We start from the raw sequence: 15,779 nt of genomic DNA, 5'->3' as shown, positions 1-15,779 counted from the left end.
TCGGCAGTGGCATTGCCTTAGGGTTAATAAATAAGGAGGGCCTTATTTATAGATTACAGCCGTACCGTGCAGGTTGTTCGGCCCGGTAGCAGAGGTAATTCGGAATGAAGTCGCGCCCATGGCATCCGCCTTTTCAGCGAGCGCGTTTTCCAGCGACTCCAGGTTAGGACCGGCATTAGCGGAGATAATGCCCATTTTCTGCTGGCCCGCAGGCGTGGACTGTACCTCAGTCGCAGCGAAACCTGCGAATGAGAGAGAACTGAGTACTGCAGCGATGGCCAGAGCGTTAATTGTTTTCATAATGTTATACCTTTGCAGATGATTCGAGGTGGTCGTTTTCTTTAAGTTAACGATCGATAAACAAATGATAGTGTGATCGCCATCACTCGTCAATACGTTTTTATAATGATCATTATTTAAATGCTACAAATTGCCAAAAACAACCGTTTTCGTATTGATTTTTAAGAAATTAATTCTCATCCATTTTCACGCTACCCGCCCGTCTCCACCGCTGCACCTGCCCTCCCCGCGCCAGGCAAAGCACTATTTGTATTTTATCTCTATGATTTTCTTATAAGGCCGGACAGCGCTGGTGGTAAGCGCCGTTTATTTTTATAATGATCGTTCACTATGATTACGGAGGTACAACGGCTCATGACAGCTGACGCCACAGGTTGCGCGAAAAAATGCCGGGGTCGCCCCAAGATGTTCGACAGAGAAGTCGCGCTGGATAAAGCCATGACTCTCTTCTGGCAATACGGATACGAAGCCACCTCTCTAGCCGATCTGGTGGAAGCGACGGGCGCAAAAGCACCTACCCTTTATGCCGAGTTCGTCAATAAAGAAGGGCTGTTTCGCGCCGTACTGGATCGCTATATCGAACGCTTTGCCGCCCGCCACGAAGCGCATCTGTTCTGCGAAGAGAAAAGCGTTGAGCAGGCGCTGCGGGACTATTTTTCCGCCGTCGCCACCTGCTACACCAGCAAGGATACGCCGGCGGGCTGCTTTATGATCAACACCTCAAGCGCCCTCGCCGCGTCCTCAAAAGAGATCGCCGAAACCATTAAATCGCGGCACGCCATGCAGGAGAAGACGCTGTGCGACTTTCTGATCCAGCGCCAGGCGCGCGGTGAAATTCCGGCGGACAAGCCCGTCGGCCAGTTGGCCGAGTTTTTGAACTGTATTTTACAGGGCATGTCGGTGAGCGCCCGTGAAGGGGCAAGCTATGAGAAGCTGCTGCAGATCACCGAAACCACCATGAAGCTCTGGCCCCAGATCCTCAAAGTCTGACCGCTGTCGCCGCCAGCGCGCTGCAGAGTACACCTAAAGTATTTTCCTTCCGGGCCGAAATTATCTGTACCCTACCTGGAAGAGAAAATTATCATGCTATTGAGATCGTCCCAGGCGCGTATCAGCCTGCTACTCGCGGGCTTTGTCGTGCTGCTTATGGTGGTGACATTTATTGTCATCCGGCTATTCATTGCTCCGCAGATCACTGCCACCGAGCTAAAAAACATTCAGACCACGGTGCGCCTTGAGAGCGGCAGCATCACCGATCAAATGAACCGGGTCATTGCCCAGCAACGGGCCATTACCGAGCTGGTTCCCGCCCTGCAAAGTGATGCCATCGACGCCCAGCTTCCGCTGCTGGTAAACCAGTATAAAGATCTTAACGTCTTTGGCGGCGGCATCTGGCCGCTGCCCGGCCAGCGGGACCCGCAGCGGGAGAGATTCAGTACCTTCTATGCCCGGAATGCCGCCGGCGATCTCCAGCTCAATACCGTGTGGAATCAGCCCGATTCCCTGAAATACTGGGAACAACCCTGGTATAAAGCGGGAATGAGCGCCGGCGCGGGCCAGTGCGCCTGGGCACAGGCCTATCAGGATGCCGCCAGCCCTCAGCCCCGCACCAACTGCGCGATGCCGATAATCAAAGATGGCAAGCCCTGGGGCGTAGCGACAATCGACGTCACCCTCGGCTTTTTCAATCAGCTGGCGCGTGAGATGAGCAAGGCCGTGGAAGGCACAGTGATGATCGTTGAAAAGGACGGGAAAATTATCGGCAACGGCTCCCGGGTGCAGGAAGAAGCGCCGCTGACAAACCTGAGCCGCTTCAATCTGCCCGCCGCCGCGCCGCTGCTGGCGCTGCTGCAAACCGGAGAGCGGCGCGACTACGCCGGGCACTACGACGGCCAGGACGGCAGCCACTCGCTGTTTGTCCACGCTATCGCGGGCAGCCCGTGGTATCTGGCGGTCGATATTCCCGATGCGCTGCTGGCCCGCCAGTCGAATGCGATTCTGACCAAGCTCATCGTGGCGCAGGCGATACTCGGTCTGCTTATCATGCTGATCGTCATTGCGATAGTCAGAAATATCTTCAGAAACGTCGCGCTGCTAAATCGCAATATTGCCGCCCTTTCCGGCGGCGGCGCCGACCTGACCCAGCGGCTGGCGGCCAGCAAAAATCCGGAATTTAACGCCATCATCAACAATTTCAATACCTTTATCGCTTTCCTGCAGTCGCTGATGACGCAGGTGGGCAGCAGCGCCACGCAAATTGCCGCCGCTTCGGGGCAAATCGCCAGCGGCAATAACGACCTCTCTTCGCGCACGGAATCGCAGGCCGCCTCCATTGTGGAGACCGCCGCGTCGATGGAAGAGATAACCAGCACGGTGCGGCAAAATGCCGATAATGCCCGGCAGGCCACCCTGCTGGCCGGAGAAGCCTCTGAGGCGGCGCTGCAGAGCAATCAGGTGGTCGGTGAGGTAATGTCCACCATGGAGGCCATAACCGGCGCCTCCGCGCGCGTGGCGGAGATTATCAGCGTTATCGACGGCATCGCCTTCCAGACCAATATTCTGGCGCTGAATGCCGCCGTCGAAGCGGCCAGAGCGGGCGAGCACGGCCGCGGATTTGCGGTGGTCGCCGGCGAGGTGCGCTCCCTGGCGCAGCGCTGCGCGCAGTCGGCGCAGGAGATCAAAAAGCTGATCGATGAATCGGCCAGCAGCGTAGGCCAGGGCAGCGAGCAGGTCAGACGGGCCGGCGCCACGATGACCGTCCTGCGGGAAAAAGTGGATAACGTCAGCGTGCTGATTACCGAGATAAGTACTTCGGGCGATGAGCAGCGCCGCGGTATCGATCAGGTGAATATTGCCATTAATCAGCTGGATAGCACCACGCAGCAGAATGCGGCTCTGGTAGAAGAGGTTGCCGCCGCGGCGCATTCGATGGAAAGACAGGCAAGAGAGCTTGAGAAGGTGATTGGCAGCTTCCGGCTCTGACGGGGAGCGCCCCCGTCAGATGCCGGCGCGAGGTCAGATCAGGCTTTATTCAGTACCAGCTGACCATTATTGTCGAGAGGGATCTGGGTTCCCGGATCCCTGTCCATGCGGATTTTTCCCTGCTGGTCGCCAATCTTGTAGGTGACGTCATATCCCAGCATCTTCTCCGACTTGTCATACACCGTTTTGCAGCGCTGCTGCGTGGTGGTGTAGGTATCATTGTTCTGCATCGATCCCTGAATCTGGTTTCCGGCGTAGCCGCCGCCCAGCGCGCCGGCAACGGTGGCGATATCTTTACCGTGCCCGCCGCCAAATTGATGACCAATCACGCCGCCCGCCACCGCGCCCAGCAGTGAACCGGTGATGCGGTTTTCGTCCTGCACCGGCCGACGATGGGTAACGGCCACATTCCGGCATTCGCGACGCGGCGTTTTCACCGTCTCTTTGATAGGCGTTGCTGAAATGACCTGGGCATATTTAGGTCCGCTGCTGAAAACGTTAAGACTGGCTACTGCCGCAACGCCCAGCGCAGCCGCGACGCCAATACCAATACCCGCCAACATAGATTTATTCACGGGGCTTCCTCCTTATGTTGCTGTTGGTAACAATTTTGCAACTAAGGGACTTGACCTGCAAATCAGACAGTGGATGAAAAATGCGGTAAATAGCGCAGCGGCGGGTCTATTCAGAGGAGTCCTAACCCTTTCAGGGACGCCGACAGTGAATTAACCTAAAACGGGCCCGGCGAACGCGGGCCCCGGCGTGAGGTTTAGTGCAGCTTAAGGTGAGGACGGATAACCCGGTTGATCCTGCCGACGATCATCATCAGTCCGGTCTTAAAATAGCCGTGCAGCGCAATCTGGTGCATCCGGTACAGCGAGATGTACATCACCCGCGCTATCCGCCCCTCGACCATCATTGAACCGCGCATCAGGTTGCCCATCAGGCTACCCACGGTCGAATAGTTGGAGAGCGACACCAGCGAACCGTAGTCTTTATAGACATACTCTTTAAGCGGCTTACCTTTCATCTGCGCCAGAATGTTGTTCAGCACGCAGGTCGCCATCTGGTGCGCCGACTGGGCGCGGGGCGGCACAAATCCGCCCTCCGGACGGGCGCAGGAGGCGCAGTCGCCGATGGCGAAGATATCCGGATCGCGGGTCGTCTGCAGCGTCGGATTGACCACCAGCTGGTTGATGCGGTTGGTTTCAAGTCCGCCAATGTCCTTGAGAAAGTCCGGCGCCTTGATGCCCGCCGCCCACACCATCAGGTCGGCGTTGATGTGCTCGCCTTCCTGAGTGTTGAGGCCGCCGGCATCGGCGCTGGTGACGCGGGTCTGGGTCATGACGCGCACCCCGAGCTTGCTCAGCTCCTCATTAGCGGCGCTGGAAATGCGCGGCGGCAGCGCGGGCAGAATGCGCTCGCCCGCCTCCACCAGCGTGACGTTCAGCGCTTCGTTGGTCAGGCCTTTCACGCCGTAGCTGTGCAGCTCCTTCACCGCGTTGTGCAGTTCGGCCGACAGCTCAACGCCGGTGGCGCCGCCGCCGACAATGGCGATATTGACCTTGCCGCTCAGGCCGAGGTTGCCGGAGTGCTTGAGGAACAGGTTCAGCATTTCATGGTGAAAGCGCCGCGCCTGGTGCGGGTTATCGAGGAAAATGCAGTGTTCCTGAACCCCCGGCGTGTTGAAATCGTTCGAGGTGCTGCCGAGCGCCATCACCAGCGTGTCGTAGGGGAGCTTACGCTCGGGCACCAGCAGATCGCCCTTCTCGTCGCGCAGTTCGGCAAGCGTGATGGTTTTGGCCTCGCGGCAGATGTCGGTCACCGACCCCAGCTGAAACTGGAAGTGGTGGTTGCGGGCGTGGGCAAGGTAGCTCAGGGCATCCACGCCCTCGTCGAGCGATCCCGCAGCCACTTCATGCAGCAGCGGCTTCCACAGGTGGCTGTGATTGCGGTCAACCAGCGTAATTTTCGCCTTTTTACCGCGTCCCAGCTTTTTGCCTAACTGCGTCGCCAGCTCCAGTCCACCGGCGCCACCTCCGACAATGACAATTTTTTTTAATGGTGCAGTCAACGTGACCCCCTAAAGATATCAACCAATTGTTAACTAAAGGTTATTTATTTAACCCTTAATTAACAACAGGTTATTGACATGAAACCATTCAGCGGATTGAGAATAACACGGCAGGTGCATTGGTCATACCAAAATTGATGTAAATCAATTTTGGCGCCGAAAAGTTGAGCGAGTTTAGCAGTTCGTGGCGCATTTCGCCGCTCCGGCAGCCTGATGCTGCCGGAGGGAGGTGATTATCCGAGCGTTTTGAAGGCCTTGAGGCGCTGCAGGTGCGGGGAGATATTTTTGAATTTATGGGTCTGGGTTTCGTCCCAGATAATTTCATAGTACGGATCCAGCAGCCCGGCAGTGCGCTGACTGTCCAGCGCCTCGTCCTGGCGGGAGAGAATAACGAGGCAGCGGTCGCGGTTCTTTTCCCGGTAGTTATTCACGCACTTGGTGGCGATATCGGCGTACTCTTCCGGCCGGTCAATCTTACCCTCCATGTTTTCATGCGGGAAAAGGTTGGGATTGAAAATCGCCTGGCGAATATCGCACAGAAAGCCAATACGCTCGGCCCAGTAGCCGCCGAGCCCCACGCCGCAGATAAGCGGCCGGTCATCGTCTGCCGATTGCAGTAACTTATTCACCTCTTTAAGCAGATGCTGCATATCGTGTTTTGGATGGCGCGTGCTGTAGCTGATAAGACGAACATCCGGGTCGATGAACTGCAGCTGCAGTACTTTCTCGTGGTTTCCCGGACTGTTGGAGTCGAAACCGTGCAAATAAATAATCATCACATCCTCACAATACTGCCTGTCCCGATAAGGGAGAATTAATGAGTCTCTTTGTACGCCTGCCAGCGCTCGTGCAGCACTTCAAGCTGCGCGCTGACGCGCTGCCAGCGGGGAGCGTCCCGCAGCGCCTGACGCGTGAATTCACCCTTATGATACAATTTAGTAACACGCTCGGCTTTGATCGGTGACAGGTTATCCAGCACGCTGACGGCGCCTTTACGATTATTGCAGACGAGGATCATATCGCAACCCGCGTCCAGCGATGCCTGCCCGCGCTCGGCGTAGCTGCCCATCACCGCCGCCCCTTCCATCGACAGATCGTCAGAAAAAATCACGCCGTTGAAGCCCAGCTCGCCGCGCAGCACCGTCTTCAGCCAGTGCGCAGAGCCGCTGGCCGGGCGCGGGTCGACGTCGTCATAGATGACGTGCGCCGGCATAATGGCGTCAAGGCGGTTCTCGCTTATCAGGGCGCTGAACACCGCCATGTCTTTCGCGCGAATCTCTGCCTGCGCGCGCGGATCGTGCGGCGTCTCTTTGTGCGAATCCGCCGTTACCGCCCCGTGGCCGGGAAAATGTTTGCCGGTGGTTTTCATGCCGGCGGCGTGCATGCCGTCGATAACGCGTCGCGCCATTGCCAGGGCCACCTGCGGATCGGCGTGGTACGAACGCTCGCCGATGGCGGCGCTGATGTGGCCGACGTCGAGCACCGGCGCAAAGCTGATATCAATATCCATGGCGATCATTTCGCTGGCCATCAGCCAGCCCGCCTCTTCCGCCAGCTGGCCGCCCTCCTCCTGACCGAGCAGCGCGGCAAAGGACTGCGCCGCCGGCAGGCGGGTAAAACCGTCGTGAAAGCGCTGCACGCGGCCGCCCTCCTGGTCTACCGCCACCACCAGATGATTTTTCGACGCGCTGCGGATCTGGCGCACCAGCTCGCGCAGCTGCGCGGGATCGTGATAGTTGCGGGTAAACAGGATAAGCCCGCCCACCAGCGGATGGGCCAGAATCTCCCTCTCTTCGGCATCAAGTTCGTAGCCTTCGACATCCAACATTACCGGACCCACATACACCTCACTTTTTCAACGTTAGCTGCCGCCAGCCGTCATCGGCCAGCGCAATAAACTGCCTATCGCCGGTCTGCGCCCAGCGATATTCATACCATCCCGCCATCAGCATCAGCACCCAGGGCCGCCAGCGGCCCACCTGGCGCGCAAGCGTCCCCTGCTCAAGCGATGCCTGGCGGGTATACTCGGCCAGCAGCGCCCGGCGCTGCTGCTCGTTTTGCGTCCATACCGACGCCAGTTCAAGAGCGATATCGCCATCCCCGGCGTACTCCCAGTCAATCAGGCGCAGCCCCTGCGCGCCGCGCACGATATTGCCCGCATGGACATCCATATGCAGCGGCGCCAGGCGCAGCGGCTGCGGCTCGCCCCGGCGGCGCAGCCGCTTAAGCATCCGCAGCCAGCGCGGAAAGCGGCGCGCGGGCGAGCTGTACTGCCAGTAGTGCTCCAGCAGCGGCAGCAGCGCGATGCGCCAGCCGAAGCGCGGCCGGCGGTGCAGATGGAGAAGGAGAGCCGTCAGCTCACGGGCCGCCGGCAGGGCGTCCGGGATCTCTCCCGGCAGATACTCGACCGCCATCCAGCCCGGATAATAGCCCAGCGCGCGCGGCGCGAGGCTCTCGGGGAGCGAGCGCAAGGCCCGATACTGTCTGCGGAAATGGCTCTCTGGCGCCGCGGCGTCGTGGTGCTGGCGCAGCACCAGGCGATCGCCGCCGCGCGCAATAATGCAGCTGCCGCCGCTCAGCCCTGCGCTGGCAGGGGGAGCGGTGACATGGTAATGCGGGAAATAGCGCGACAGCAGCGCGCCGCGCGAAAGCTTACTGCTGGGAGACGGCACCTTTACCTGACCAGATAATCTCGCCGGACTGCACCAGCATCAGCTGCGACTGCAGCGTCGGCGCGTTGACGTTGCCGGTGGCATTTGAGTACAGCACGTACTGCGCCCCCACGCTGCGGGCCAGACCCATCGCCTTACTGCGCGAACCGAGGCTGTCCTGCGGCGAAAGCCCCAGCTGCTGCTTGGCCACCGCCACCTGCTGCGGCGATACCACGGTAAATTTGCCGTTGCCCTTCAGGGCCGCGCCCAGCGCTGCGGTCGCCTCTGAGGTATTCAGCGATCCGTTGGTGCGGTTGTTGACGCTGTCAATCAGCAGAATACTGCCTGCGGGCACACCGTCAGCCTGCGCCATCTTGCCCATCAGCGGCTGCGCGGCGCCGTTCCAGTCGTAGTGACGCACGCGCGGCGCGGGCTGCGCCGTGCCGGTATTGCTCTCAATAGGACCCGGCTGTTTCGGCACGGGCGGCACGGTCGGGACCGTCGTTGGCGGCTGCTCTACCGGCGGCTTAGCCTGCTCAACCGGCGCCGGCTCATCGCGTTTCGTCACGCAGCCGGCGAGGATCAGCGCCACGGCTGTCATCAGCGCATAGCGGCTCAGTGTGTTCATTGCTCATCACCTCTTAAAGATAAAGATAAAGCCTGACCTTGCGTGCTCCCAGGCTATTGGCGCTGCCGTACAGCGTCACCGCCGACTGCCCCGGGATCGTCACCGAGCGCGTTTTTTCCAGCGGATGCATCTCAAGTCCCCGGGTGTCGTACCAGTAGAAGCGATAGTGGACGGTCACCGGGGTGGTGCGTTCATTATAGAGACGCGAGGAAGCGGTGGACTGAATTTCAGATGTTTTGAGATCCGGATTTTCCGCGCTGATCCCGGCCGCCAGCACGTTAGCTTCCATCACCAGCGTCTGGCTATCGCCCACCGGGATCTCCGGATGCGAGCGGCAACCCGCCAGCAGCATCGCCGCCGCAGCGGCAAGCATCAGCGTGCGCTTCATGGTTTAGCCCTGACGGGAAAGCAGCGGCCCGAGCGGGCGACCGCCCAGCAGGTGCATGTGGATATGATAAACCTCCTGCCCGCCGTGGCGGTTACAGTTCACCACCAGCCGGTAGCCGTCATCGGCGATGCCCTCTTCTTTGGCGAGCTTCGCCGCCACGGTCATCATCCGGCCCAGCGCCTGCTCATGCGCGGCGGTCACGTCGTTAACCGTCGGAATGAGTACATTGGGGATAATCAGAATATGGGTCGGCGCCTGCGGCGAGATATCACGAAATGCGGTGACTAAATCGTCCTGATACACGATATCCGACGGGATTTCGCGACGGATAATTTTGCTGAAAATCGTTTCTTCTGCCATGACATTTTTCCTTAGTAACCATTATCGCCGGGCAATCAGCGCGTCTGATAAGAGCGTATGAGTATGAGCGACTTACTCCCACACTTTCAACCTGATTGCTCATTTTCTTCCGGCGAAATGCGCTCGGATGATGCTTAGTTAACCACATCAGCCATCCATGAGTGAAAAATATTAAGACTTATGGTTACGTTTACTTACGCGTCATCGGCGCGGCGGCCAGCGTCACTGGCAGTACGTCGCGCGCGTGGGTTTTATCGCGACCTGAAGTAAAAAAGGCAGCCTCGCGGCTGCCTTAGTCTCCCCAAACGCTATTACTTAGCTATTGCGGATGTACTCATCCATTTCGGTTTTCAGGTTATCGGACTTGGTGCCGAAAATCGCCTGAACGCCGGAACCAGCAACCACGACGCCAGCCGCGCCGAGCTTTTTGAGCCCGGGCTGATCCACTTTCGCCACGTCGGCGACGCTAACGCGCAGGCGGGTGATGCAGGCATCGAGGTTGGTGATGTTCTCTTTACCGCCGAACGCCGCCACCAGAGCCGGGGCCATTTCACCGGTCGCGGCCGCTTTGTTCTCTTCGGTTGCGTCTTCACGGCCCGGGGTTTTCAGGTTCATCGCCTTAATCACCACGCGGAAAAGGATGTAGTAGACAATCGCGTAGCCGAGGCCGACGATCGGGAACAGCCACAGCTTGCTGCTGTTGCCGGACAGCACGATAAAGTCGATCAGGCCGTGCGAGAACGAGGTGCCGTCGCGCATACCGAGCAGAATACAGATCGGGAAGGCCAGACCAGCCAGAATGGCGTGGATGATATAGAGGACCGGCGCGACGAACATGAAGGAGAATTCGATAGGCTCGGTGATCCCGGTCAGGAACGCGGTCAGCGCCGCGGAGATCATGATCCCGCCCACTTTGGCGCGGTTTTCCGGCTTCGCGGAGTGCCAGATGGCAATAGCCGCTGCCGGCAGGCCGTACATTTTGAACAGGAAGCCGCCGGAGAGTTTACCTGCGGTCGGGTCACCCGCCATGTAGCGCGGGATGTCGCCGTGGAACACCTGGCCTGCGGCATTGGTGTATTCACCGATCTGCATCTGGAAAGGTACGTTCCAGATATGGTGCAGACCAAACGGTACCAGGCAGCGCTCGATGAAGCCGTAGATGCCGAATGCCACCACCGGATTCTGGTACGCCGCCCACTGGGAGAACTCCTGGATAGCAGAGCCAATCGGCGGCCAGACGAAGGAGAGGATCACGCCGGTGATAATGGCGGTGAGGCCGGAAATAATCGGCACAAAGCGCTTGCCGGCGAAGAAGCCGAGATACTCAGGCAGCTTGATGCGATAGAAGCGGTTGAACATGTAGGCCGCAATCGCACCGGAGATAATACCGCCCAGAACACCGGTATCGGCAAGGTGCTTAGCCGCTATCTCATCGGCAGGTAAGTGCAGCACCAGCGGGGCCACCACGGCCATGGTTTTCACCATAATGCCGTAGGCCACGACTGCCGCCAGCGCGGAAACGCCATCGTTATTGGTAAAGCCCAGCGCCACGCCGATAGCGAAAATCATCGGCATATTGGCAAAGACGGACCCACCGGCTTCCGCCATAACGTGGGAGACGACGGCGGGCAGCCAGCTGAAGTTTGCCGATCCGACGCCCAGCAGGATACCTGCGATAGGCAGTACGGAGACTGGCAGCATCAGCGATTTACCGACCTTTTGCAGGTTAGCAAATGCGTTCTTGAACATAATTGAGAGTGCTCCTGAGTATATATGCTTTTTATACGCTTACGCGCGCTGGTAAGGGGGGAGAACCTCACCGTTAACAGGACATCTGAGCGTCCTTTTATTAATTACACAGAGTAAAATAAATAAGATTTCGATTGTTTGATGGTTGTCACGTTTCAGCACCTGCTCACCACAAATCCAGCACTTACATCCACCACTATGCCTGATTAAGGGCCAAAGAGCCGCCACACCGCCGATTTACCGGCGGTGAATTATTCCTGGTTTGGCTATTAATTTCGAGCTGAAAAATAATCCAGCTAATCAGGCGCTGCGCAGCCGGGCGGGGTCAATGTGGAACAGCTCAGCAAAGTTTTCCGTCGTCTGCTGCGCAAGCTGCGCGAGGGAAACGCCCTTCAGCACGGCCATGTATTCAGCGACGTCGCGGGTCATTGCGGGCTGATTCTCTTTTCCCCGGTGCGGAACCGGCGCCAGGTACGGCGAGTCGGTCTCCACCAGCATCCGCTCCAGCGGCACGTAGCGTGCGGCCTCGCGCAGCTGCTCTGCATTGCGGAAGGTCAGAATACCGGAGAAAGAAATATAGAATCCAAGATCGAGCAGCTTGCCGGCCGTTTCCGTATCTTCCGTGAAACAGTGTAGTACGCCACCGCAATCCGTCACTTTTTCATCGCGCAAAATTGCCAGCGTATCTTCCCGCGCGTCGCGGGTGTGGACAATAACCGGCTTGTTCAGCTCGCGGCCGATGCGGATATGGTGCGCGAATGAGGCCTGCTGCTGCGCTTTCGTTTCCGGCGTGTAGTAGTAATCAAGGCCGGTTTCGCCCATCGCCACCACGCCCTCTTCTGCCGCCAGCTGCCGCAGATCCTGCGGGTCATAGGCTTCATCCTGATTAAGCGGATGCACGCCGCAGGAGAACACGACATTTTCGCGTTCGCCCACCAGCTCGCGCATGGCGCGGTAGCCGGGCAGCGTGGTGGCGACCGCCAGGCAGAACTTCACGTCGCGGGCGGCGGCCTTGGCCAGCACGTCGTCAACGTCCTTGTGCAGGGAGTCATAGTCCAGGCCATCGAGATGGCAGTGCGAGTCGACGATAAACATGGGGTCTCTCTCAGATGTGTTGGGCCGGAAGCGCAGCGCCCGGCGTCAGCCAGTGCTCCCAGCGGAGTAAACAGTTGTTGAGCATCAGCTCGCGATTGAGCCCGGTGACGTCGAGCAGGCGCTCGCGGCACTCGCAGGCATCGACCGCGATCGCCCGCAGGCGAGTAGCGGAAAGCGCCCTGGCCAGGCGCTGCGTCAGCGGCGCGGCGTCGACATTGGCCAGCAGGCTAATGCCCTGCTGTATCTTGAGCGCATCCAGCAGCAGCGACGCCAGCTCATGCAGGCGCCCGGCAACCGCGTCGGTGTTGAATACCGGCAACAGCGCCAGCCAGTCGCCGTGGGTCAGCGCCGCATCAAGGCCCTCGAACAGCTGGCGCCGGGCGGCCAGTTGCGCCTCATCGAGCCGCGCCAGCGCGGCCGGGGGCACGCCGCCGCTCAGGCGCAGCGCGGTGAGCGCCGCTTCCTGTGACACGGTCACTTCACGATTAAGCCAGGCCAGGCCGTAGTTTTCCGCCGGCGGGGCAAGGTGAAAATGGCGGCAGCGGCTGCGCAGCGTGGCCAGCAGGCGGGAGGGATCGCGGGAGACGAGGAAAAACCAGGTATTCTCCGGCGGCTCCTCAAGGGTTTTCAGCAGCGCGTTGGCCGCCGCCTCGGTGAGCCGGGCGGCGTCGCTTATCAGCACCACCTTCGCGCTGCCGAGGCGCGCGCGTTCATAGAGTTTCTCGGCAACGGCGCGCACGGCATCGACGCCGAGCGTACTCTTGCCCTTCTCCGGCTCCATGGCGTAGTAGTCCGGATGGGTGCCCGCCTGCATCAGCTGGCAGCTGTGGCAGCGGCCGCAGCTTTTGCTGCCTTCCGGCGCGTGGCACATCAGATAGCGGCTGAGGGCATAAACCAGCGCATCTTCACCCATGCCGGGCAGTGCCTGTACCAGCAGCGCGTGGTGCCCTCGCCCGGCCTGATAGCTGGCAACCAGCTGTTCAAACGGCGGCCTCAGCCACGGGTACCACTTCATGCACCCTGCTCCCCGACCCAGGCGGTCACCGTGCGGCGGATATCCTGCAGCACCGCGTCCAGCGGCTGAGTGGCATCGATCGTGCGGATGCTCGGATCGGCCGCCGCCAGCTCCAGATAGCGGGCGCGGGTGCGGTTAAAGAAGTTAAGCGACTCCTGTTCGATGCGGTCCAGCTCGCCGCGGGCACGGGCGCGCTTCAGCCCGACCTCGGGCGTGACGTCGAGATACAGCGTCAGATCCGGGCGAAAATCGCCCAGCACGGCGTCGCGCAGCGAGGCGAGCATCCGCTGGTCAATGCCGCGTCCGCCGCCCTGGTAGGCCTGGGTAGAGAGATCGTGGCGATCGCCGATGACCCACTGCCCCGCCGCCAGCGCCGGCTTGATCACCGTTTCAACCAGCTGTACCCGGGCCGCGTAGAACATCAGCACCTCGGCCTTGTCGGTAATCACCTCATCGCCAACGGAGCGGATATCCAGCACCAGGCTGCGGAGCTTTTCCGCCAGCGCAGTGCCGCCGGGTTCGCGGGTGAACAGCGGCGAACGCACGCCAAGCTGCTCAAGCGTCTCAACCACGGCGTCGCGGGCGGTGGTTTTACCGGCGCCCTCAAGGCCCTCAATGACGATATATTTACTGCGCATTTTTTTCCTTCAGTACTTTCAGGTAATCCTGCACCGCGCGGTTGTGGCTCGCAAGATTGGTATTGAACGTATGCCCGCCCTTGCCGTCGGCCACAAAGTAGAGATACGGCGTCTTCGCCGGATGGGCGGCGGCGTTCAGGGACGCCTGGCTCGGCGTGGCGATAGGACCCGGCGGCAGCCCGGCGATAACGTAAGTATTATACGGCGTCGGCGTCTCCAGGTCTTTACGCGTGAGTTTACCGGCATAGCTATCGCCCATGCCGTAGATAACCGTCGGATCCGTTTGCAGGCGCATACCGATGCGCAGCCGGTTAATAAATACCGACGCCACGCGGTCGCGCTCCTCGGGCACCGCGGTCTCTTTCTCCACGATGGAGGCCATCGTCACCAGCGCGTTCTTATCGGCATAAGGCAGATCCTTCATTCGCCCTTCCCAGGCGGCGTCAACCGCTTTGACCATCTTCTCATGGGAGCGCCTGAGGATCGCCACGTCGCTGGTATTGGCGGTATACATCCAGGTATCCGGCCAGAACCAGCCCTCGACCTCATCAGGATGTTCGAACTTCAGCGCCCCGGCAAGGGTGGCATAGCTATCGTCTTTCAGGGTGTGCTTCACGTAGGGGGCATCGCGCAGCTGCTTAAGATAGTCGCTGACCCGCATGCCTTCGACGAAGCGCAGCGGAAACTGGGCCTCTTTGCCGCTGGCGAGGAGCTGCATCATCTCGCGCACCGTCATGCCGGGCGTCAGGCGATAGGTCCCGGCCTTAAAATGGGCGAGCTGCGGCTCAAGCCTGAGCAGCCACTGAAACACCCGCGGCCGGTTGATGATTTTTTCAGCGTACAGCTGGTCGCCCAGCGCCAGGCGCCCGGTGCCGGCTTTGAGGCTGAAAATGGCCTCATCGTGAATTAAGATCTGACTGCCCGCCAGCTGGCGCACTTTCCACGCGCCGACGCCGGCGGCAATCACAAACGCCGCCAGCAGCAGCAGAATAAAGCGAAACATTTTCTTCATGACGTCATCGACTGCTCACAGAGTGGGGCCAGATATTCAAACAGTTCACGCGACAGGTAGCGCACTTCATCAAAAGCGCTGACCGCCGCCACCGGCAGCAGCGCGTTGCAGATAATCACTTCATCCGCCTGGCGCACGGCATCTGCCTGGGCGCTGACTTCGACAACGCGGTAGCGGCTTTGCGCCAGCAGCCGCAGGCAGTGCTGGCGCATTATGCCGTTCACCCCGGCCTGATCGACGCGCGGCGTGAATACCGTCTCTCCGGCCCGCCAGAATAAATTAGCCGCACAGCATTCCGTAACCCACCCTTCGCTGTCAAGAACCAGCGCCTCGTCGGCGCCCGTCTGCTCAAGATGCGCGCGGATCAGCACCTGCTCCAGCCGGTTGAGATGCTTCAGCCCGGCGAGCGCCGGATTGCGGCCCAGGCGTACCGGGCTCAGGGACAGGGTTACGCCCTGCTGGCGCCAGCGGGAAAAGTGGTCAGGAAACGGCGAGGTGGAGAGTATGCGGGTCGGCGTGCCGCAGGCGGCCGCGCTGTAGCCCCGCCCGCCGCTGCCGCGCGTCAGGATAACCTTCAGCACGCCCTCCTGCTGCGCGGCCGCGAGGCGAACCATTTCGTCGTCGAGTGCGCGCCACGTGCTGAAAGGGATCAGCAGCGCTTCGCAGGTGTGCTGCAGCCGCGCCAGGTGCTTATCCCGCTGTTCGACCTGGCCCTTACGCACCCGGGCCGTGGTAAAGCAGCCGTCGCCAAACTGCAAACCGCGGTCGCCCGCCGCCAGCGTGCTCTGCTCTGTGCCGTTGATTAAGAACATAAAAGCTCCTTATTTAAGGCCTGTGAGTCTGGCAGGCGAGCCCATGCAGTTCAAGCGGAGAATACTTAAAGAAAA

At 59.9% G+C, this 15,779-nt stretch carries 17 protein-coding genes; 2 read left to right on the top strand and 15 right to left on the bottom strand.

Features of this window, described 5'->3' with window-relative positions; genetic code table 11:
* Positions 1–42: 42 nt before the first annotated feature.
* Positions 43–300 (bottom strand): multiple stress resistance protein BhsA, encoded by a 258-nt coding sequence (gene bhsA / locus ENGE1_RS08755; protein WP_043084505.1) that lies wholly within the window; start codon positions 298–300, stop codon positions 43–45.
* A 354-nt stretch (positions 301–654) separates the two neighbouring features.
* On the opposite strand from bhsA, the gene ENGE1_RS08750 reads away from it, so the two are divergent.
* Together ENGE1_RS08750 and ENGE1_RS08745 are read left to right on the top strand one after the other, a co-directional pair.
* Positions 655–1,290 (top strand): TetR/AcrR family transcriptional regulator, encoded by a 636-nt coding sequence (locus ENGE1_RS08750; protein ID WP_043084507.1) that lies wholly within the window; start codon positions 655–657, stop codon positions 1,288–1,290.
* Positions 1,291–1,383: 93 nt separating this feature from the next.
* Positions 1,384–3,282, top strand: coding sequence for a methyl-accepting chemotaxis protein (locus tag ENGE1_RS08745; protein WP_048252476.1), 1,899 nt, complete (start codon positions 1,384–1,386; stop codon positions 3,280–3,282).
* A 38-nt stretch (positions 3,283–3,320) separates the two neighbouring features.
* Here the strand turns inward: ENGE1_RS08745 and ENGE1_RS08740 are convergent, their stop codons facing one another.
* From ENGE1_RS08740 to pabC, 14 genes are all read right to left on the bottom strand, one after another.
* The gene (locus tag ENGE1_RS08740; RefSeq protein WP_043084510.1) at positions 3,321–3,857 is read right to left on the bottom strand and encodes a glycine zipper 2TM domain-containing protein; all 537 of its coding nucleotides are present in this window, start codon (positions 3,855–3,857) and stop codon (positions 3,321–3,323) included.
* Positions 3,858–4,051: 194 nt separating this feature from the next.
* Positions 4,052–5,356 (bottom strand): NAD(P)/FAD-dependent oxidoreductase, encoded by a 1,305-nt coding sequence (locus tag ENGE1_RS08735; protein ID WP_043084512.1) that lies wholly within the window; start codon positions 5,354–5,356, stop codon positions 4,052–4,054.
* A gap of 233 nt (positions 5,357–5,589) precedes the next feature.
* Complete coding sequence (gene ycfP / locus ENGE1_RS08730; RefSeq protein ID WP_048252475.1) at positions 5,590–6,132, bottom strand: alpha/beta hydrolase YcfP; 543 nt, start codon at positions 6,130–6,132, stop codon at positions 5,590–5,592.
* Positions 6,133–6,170: 38 nt separating this feature from the next.
* Positions 6,171–7,196, bottom strand: coding sequence for a beta-N-acetylhexosaminidase (nagZ, locus tag ENGE1_RS08725; protein ID WP_043086644.1), 1,026 nt, complete (start codon positions 7,194–7,196; stop codon positions 6,171–6,173).
* 7 nt (positions 7,197–7,203) lie between these two features.
* Positions 7,204–8,028 (bottom strand): thiamine kinase, encoded by an 825-nt coding sequence (gene thiK / locus ENGE1_RS08720; RefSeq protein WP_048252474.1) that lies wholly within the window; start codon positions 8,026–8,028, stop codon positions 7,204–7,206.
* Complete coding sequence (lpoB, locus tag ENGE1_RS08715) at positions 8,009–8,626, bottom strand: penicillin-binding protein activator LpoB (RefSeq protein ID WP_162268888.1); 618 nt, start codon at positions 8,624–8,626, stop codon at positions 8,009–8,011. Before lpoB ends, thiK begins: the two co-directional genes overlap by 20 nt.
* Before the next feature lie 22 nt (positions 8,627–8,648).
* Positions 8,649–9,023, bottom strand: coding sequence for a YcfL family protein (locus tag ENGE1_RS08710; RefSeq protein ID WP_043084522.1), 375 nt, complete (start codon positions 9,021–9,023; stop codon positions 8,649–8,651).
* Between the two features lie 3 nt (positions 9,024–9,026).
* Entirely contained in the window at positions 9,027–9,383 is a 357-nt protein-coding gene (gene hinT / locus ENGE1_RS08705) for a purine nucleoside phosphoramidase (protein ID WP_043084524.1), read from the bottom strand.
* A gap of 315 nt (positions 9,384–9,698) precedes the next feature.
* Positions 9,699–11,132, bottom strand: coding sequence for a PTS glucose transporter subunit IIBC (ptsG, locus tag ENGE1_RS08700; protein WP_043084526.1), 1,434 nt, complete (start codon positions 11,130–11,132; stop codon positions 9,699–9,701).
* Between the two features lie 300 nt (positions 11,133–11,432).
* Positions 11,433–12,227, bottom strand: coding sequence for a metal-dependent hydrolase (locus tag ENGE1_RS08695; protein ID WP_048252470.1), 795 nt, complete (start codon positions 12,225–12,227; stop codon positions 11,433–11,435).
* A gap of 10 nt (positions 12,228–12,237) precedes the next feature.
* Positions 12,238–13,242 carry a DNA polymerase III subunit delta' gene (gene holB, locus ENGE1_RS08690; protein ID WP_048252467.1) on the bottom strand — a complete coding sequence of 335 codons (1,005 nt, stop codon included), beginning with the start codon at positions 13,240–13,242 and terminating at the stop codon, positions 12,238–12,240.
* Positions 13,239–13,880 carry a dTMP kinase gene (gene tmk, locus ENGE1_RS08685; RefSeq protein ID WP_048252466.1) on the bottom strand — a complete coding sequence of 214 codons (642 nt, stop codon included), beginning with the start codon at positions 13,878–13,880 and terminating at the stop codon, positions 13,239–13,241. Before tmk ends, holB begins: the two co-directional genes overlap by 4 nt.
* On the bottom strand, positions 13,870–14,892 hold the full coding sequence (yceG, locus tag ENGE1_RS08680) for a cell division protein YceG (RefSeq protein ID WP_043084534.1): 1,023 nt from the start codon (positions 14,890–14,892) through the stop codon (positions 13,870–13,872). Before yceG ends, tmk begins: the two co-directional genes overlap by 11 nt.
* Positions 14,889–15,704 carry an aminodeoxychorismate lyase gene (pabC, locus tag ENGE1_RS08675; RefSeq protein ID WP_048252465.1) on the bottom strand — a complete coding sequence of 272 codons (816 nt, stop codon included), beginning with the start codon at positions 15,702–15,704 and terminating at the stop codon, positions 14,889–14,891. The genes yceG and pabC overlap by 4 nt, the downstream gene beginning before the upstream one ends.
* Positions 15,705–15,779 lie beyond the last annotated feature (75 nt).

The organism is Pluralibacter gergoviae ATCC 33028 = NBRC 105706 (genome assembly GCF_001598855.1).
Classification (GTDB): domain Bacteria; phylum Pseudomonadota; class Gammaproteobacteria; order Enterobacterales; family Enterobacteriaceae; genus Pluralibacter; species Pluralibacter gergoviae.
The sequence above is the reverse complement of the archived record's forward strand: the minus strand, read 5'-3'. Positions and strand labels throughout refer to the sequence as shown.

What these genes read in the sequence shown, in the direction of transcription:
- holB (WP_048252467.1), bottom strand. Translation starts at nt 13,242, where the DNA reads ATGAAGTGGTACCCGTGGCTGAGGCCGCCGTTTGAACAGCTGGTTGCC.
- hinT (WP_043084524.1), bottom strand. Translation starts at nt 9,383, where the DNA reads ATGGCAGAAGAAACGATTTTCAGCAAAATTATCCGTCGCGAAATCCCG.
- yceG (WP_043084534.1), bottom strand. Translation starts at nt 14,892, where the DNA reads ATGAAGAAAATGTTTCGCTTTATTCTGCTGCTGCTGGCGGCGTTTGTG.
- ptsG (WP_043084526.1), bottom strand. Translation starts at nt 11,132, where the DNA reads ATGTTCAAGAACGCATTTGCTAACCTGCAAAAGGTCGGTAAATCGCTG.
- ENGE1_RS08745 (WP_048252476.1), top strand. Translation starts at nt 1,384, where the DNA reads ATGCTATTGAGATCGTCCCAGGCGCGTATCAGCCTGCTACTCGCGGGC.
- ycfP (WP_048252475.1), bottom strand. Translation starts at nt 6,132, where the DNA reads ATGATTATTTATTTGCACGGTTTCGACTCCAACAGTCCGGGAAACCAC.
- tmk (WP_048252466.1), bottom strand. Translation starts at nt 13,880, where the DNA reads ATGCGCAGTAAATATATCGTCATTGAGGGCCTTGAGGGCGCCGGTAAA.
- ENGE1_RS08695 (WP_048252470.1), bottom strand. Translation starts at nt 12,227, where the DNA reads ATGTTTATCGTCGACTCGCACTGCCATCTCGATGGCCTGGACTATGAC.
- bhsA (WP_043084505.1), bottom strand. Translation starts at nt 300, where the DNA reads ATGAAAACAATTAACGCTCTGGCCATCGCTGCAGTACTCAGTTCTCTC.
- ENGE1_RS08750 (WP_043084507.1), top strand. Translation starts at nt 655, where the DNA reads ATGACAGCTGACGCCACAGGTTGCGCGAAAAAATGCCGGGGTCGCCCC.
- pabC (WP_048252465.1), bottom strand. Translation starts at nt 15,704, where the DNA reads ATGTTCTTAATCAACGGCACAGAGCAGAGCACGCTGGCGGCGGGCGAC.
- ENGE1_RS08710 (WP_043084522.1), bottom strand. Translation starts at nt 9,023, where the DNA reads ATGAAGCGCACGCTGATGCTTGCCGCTGCGGCGGCGATGCTGCTGGCG.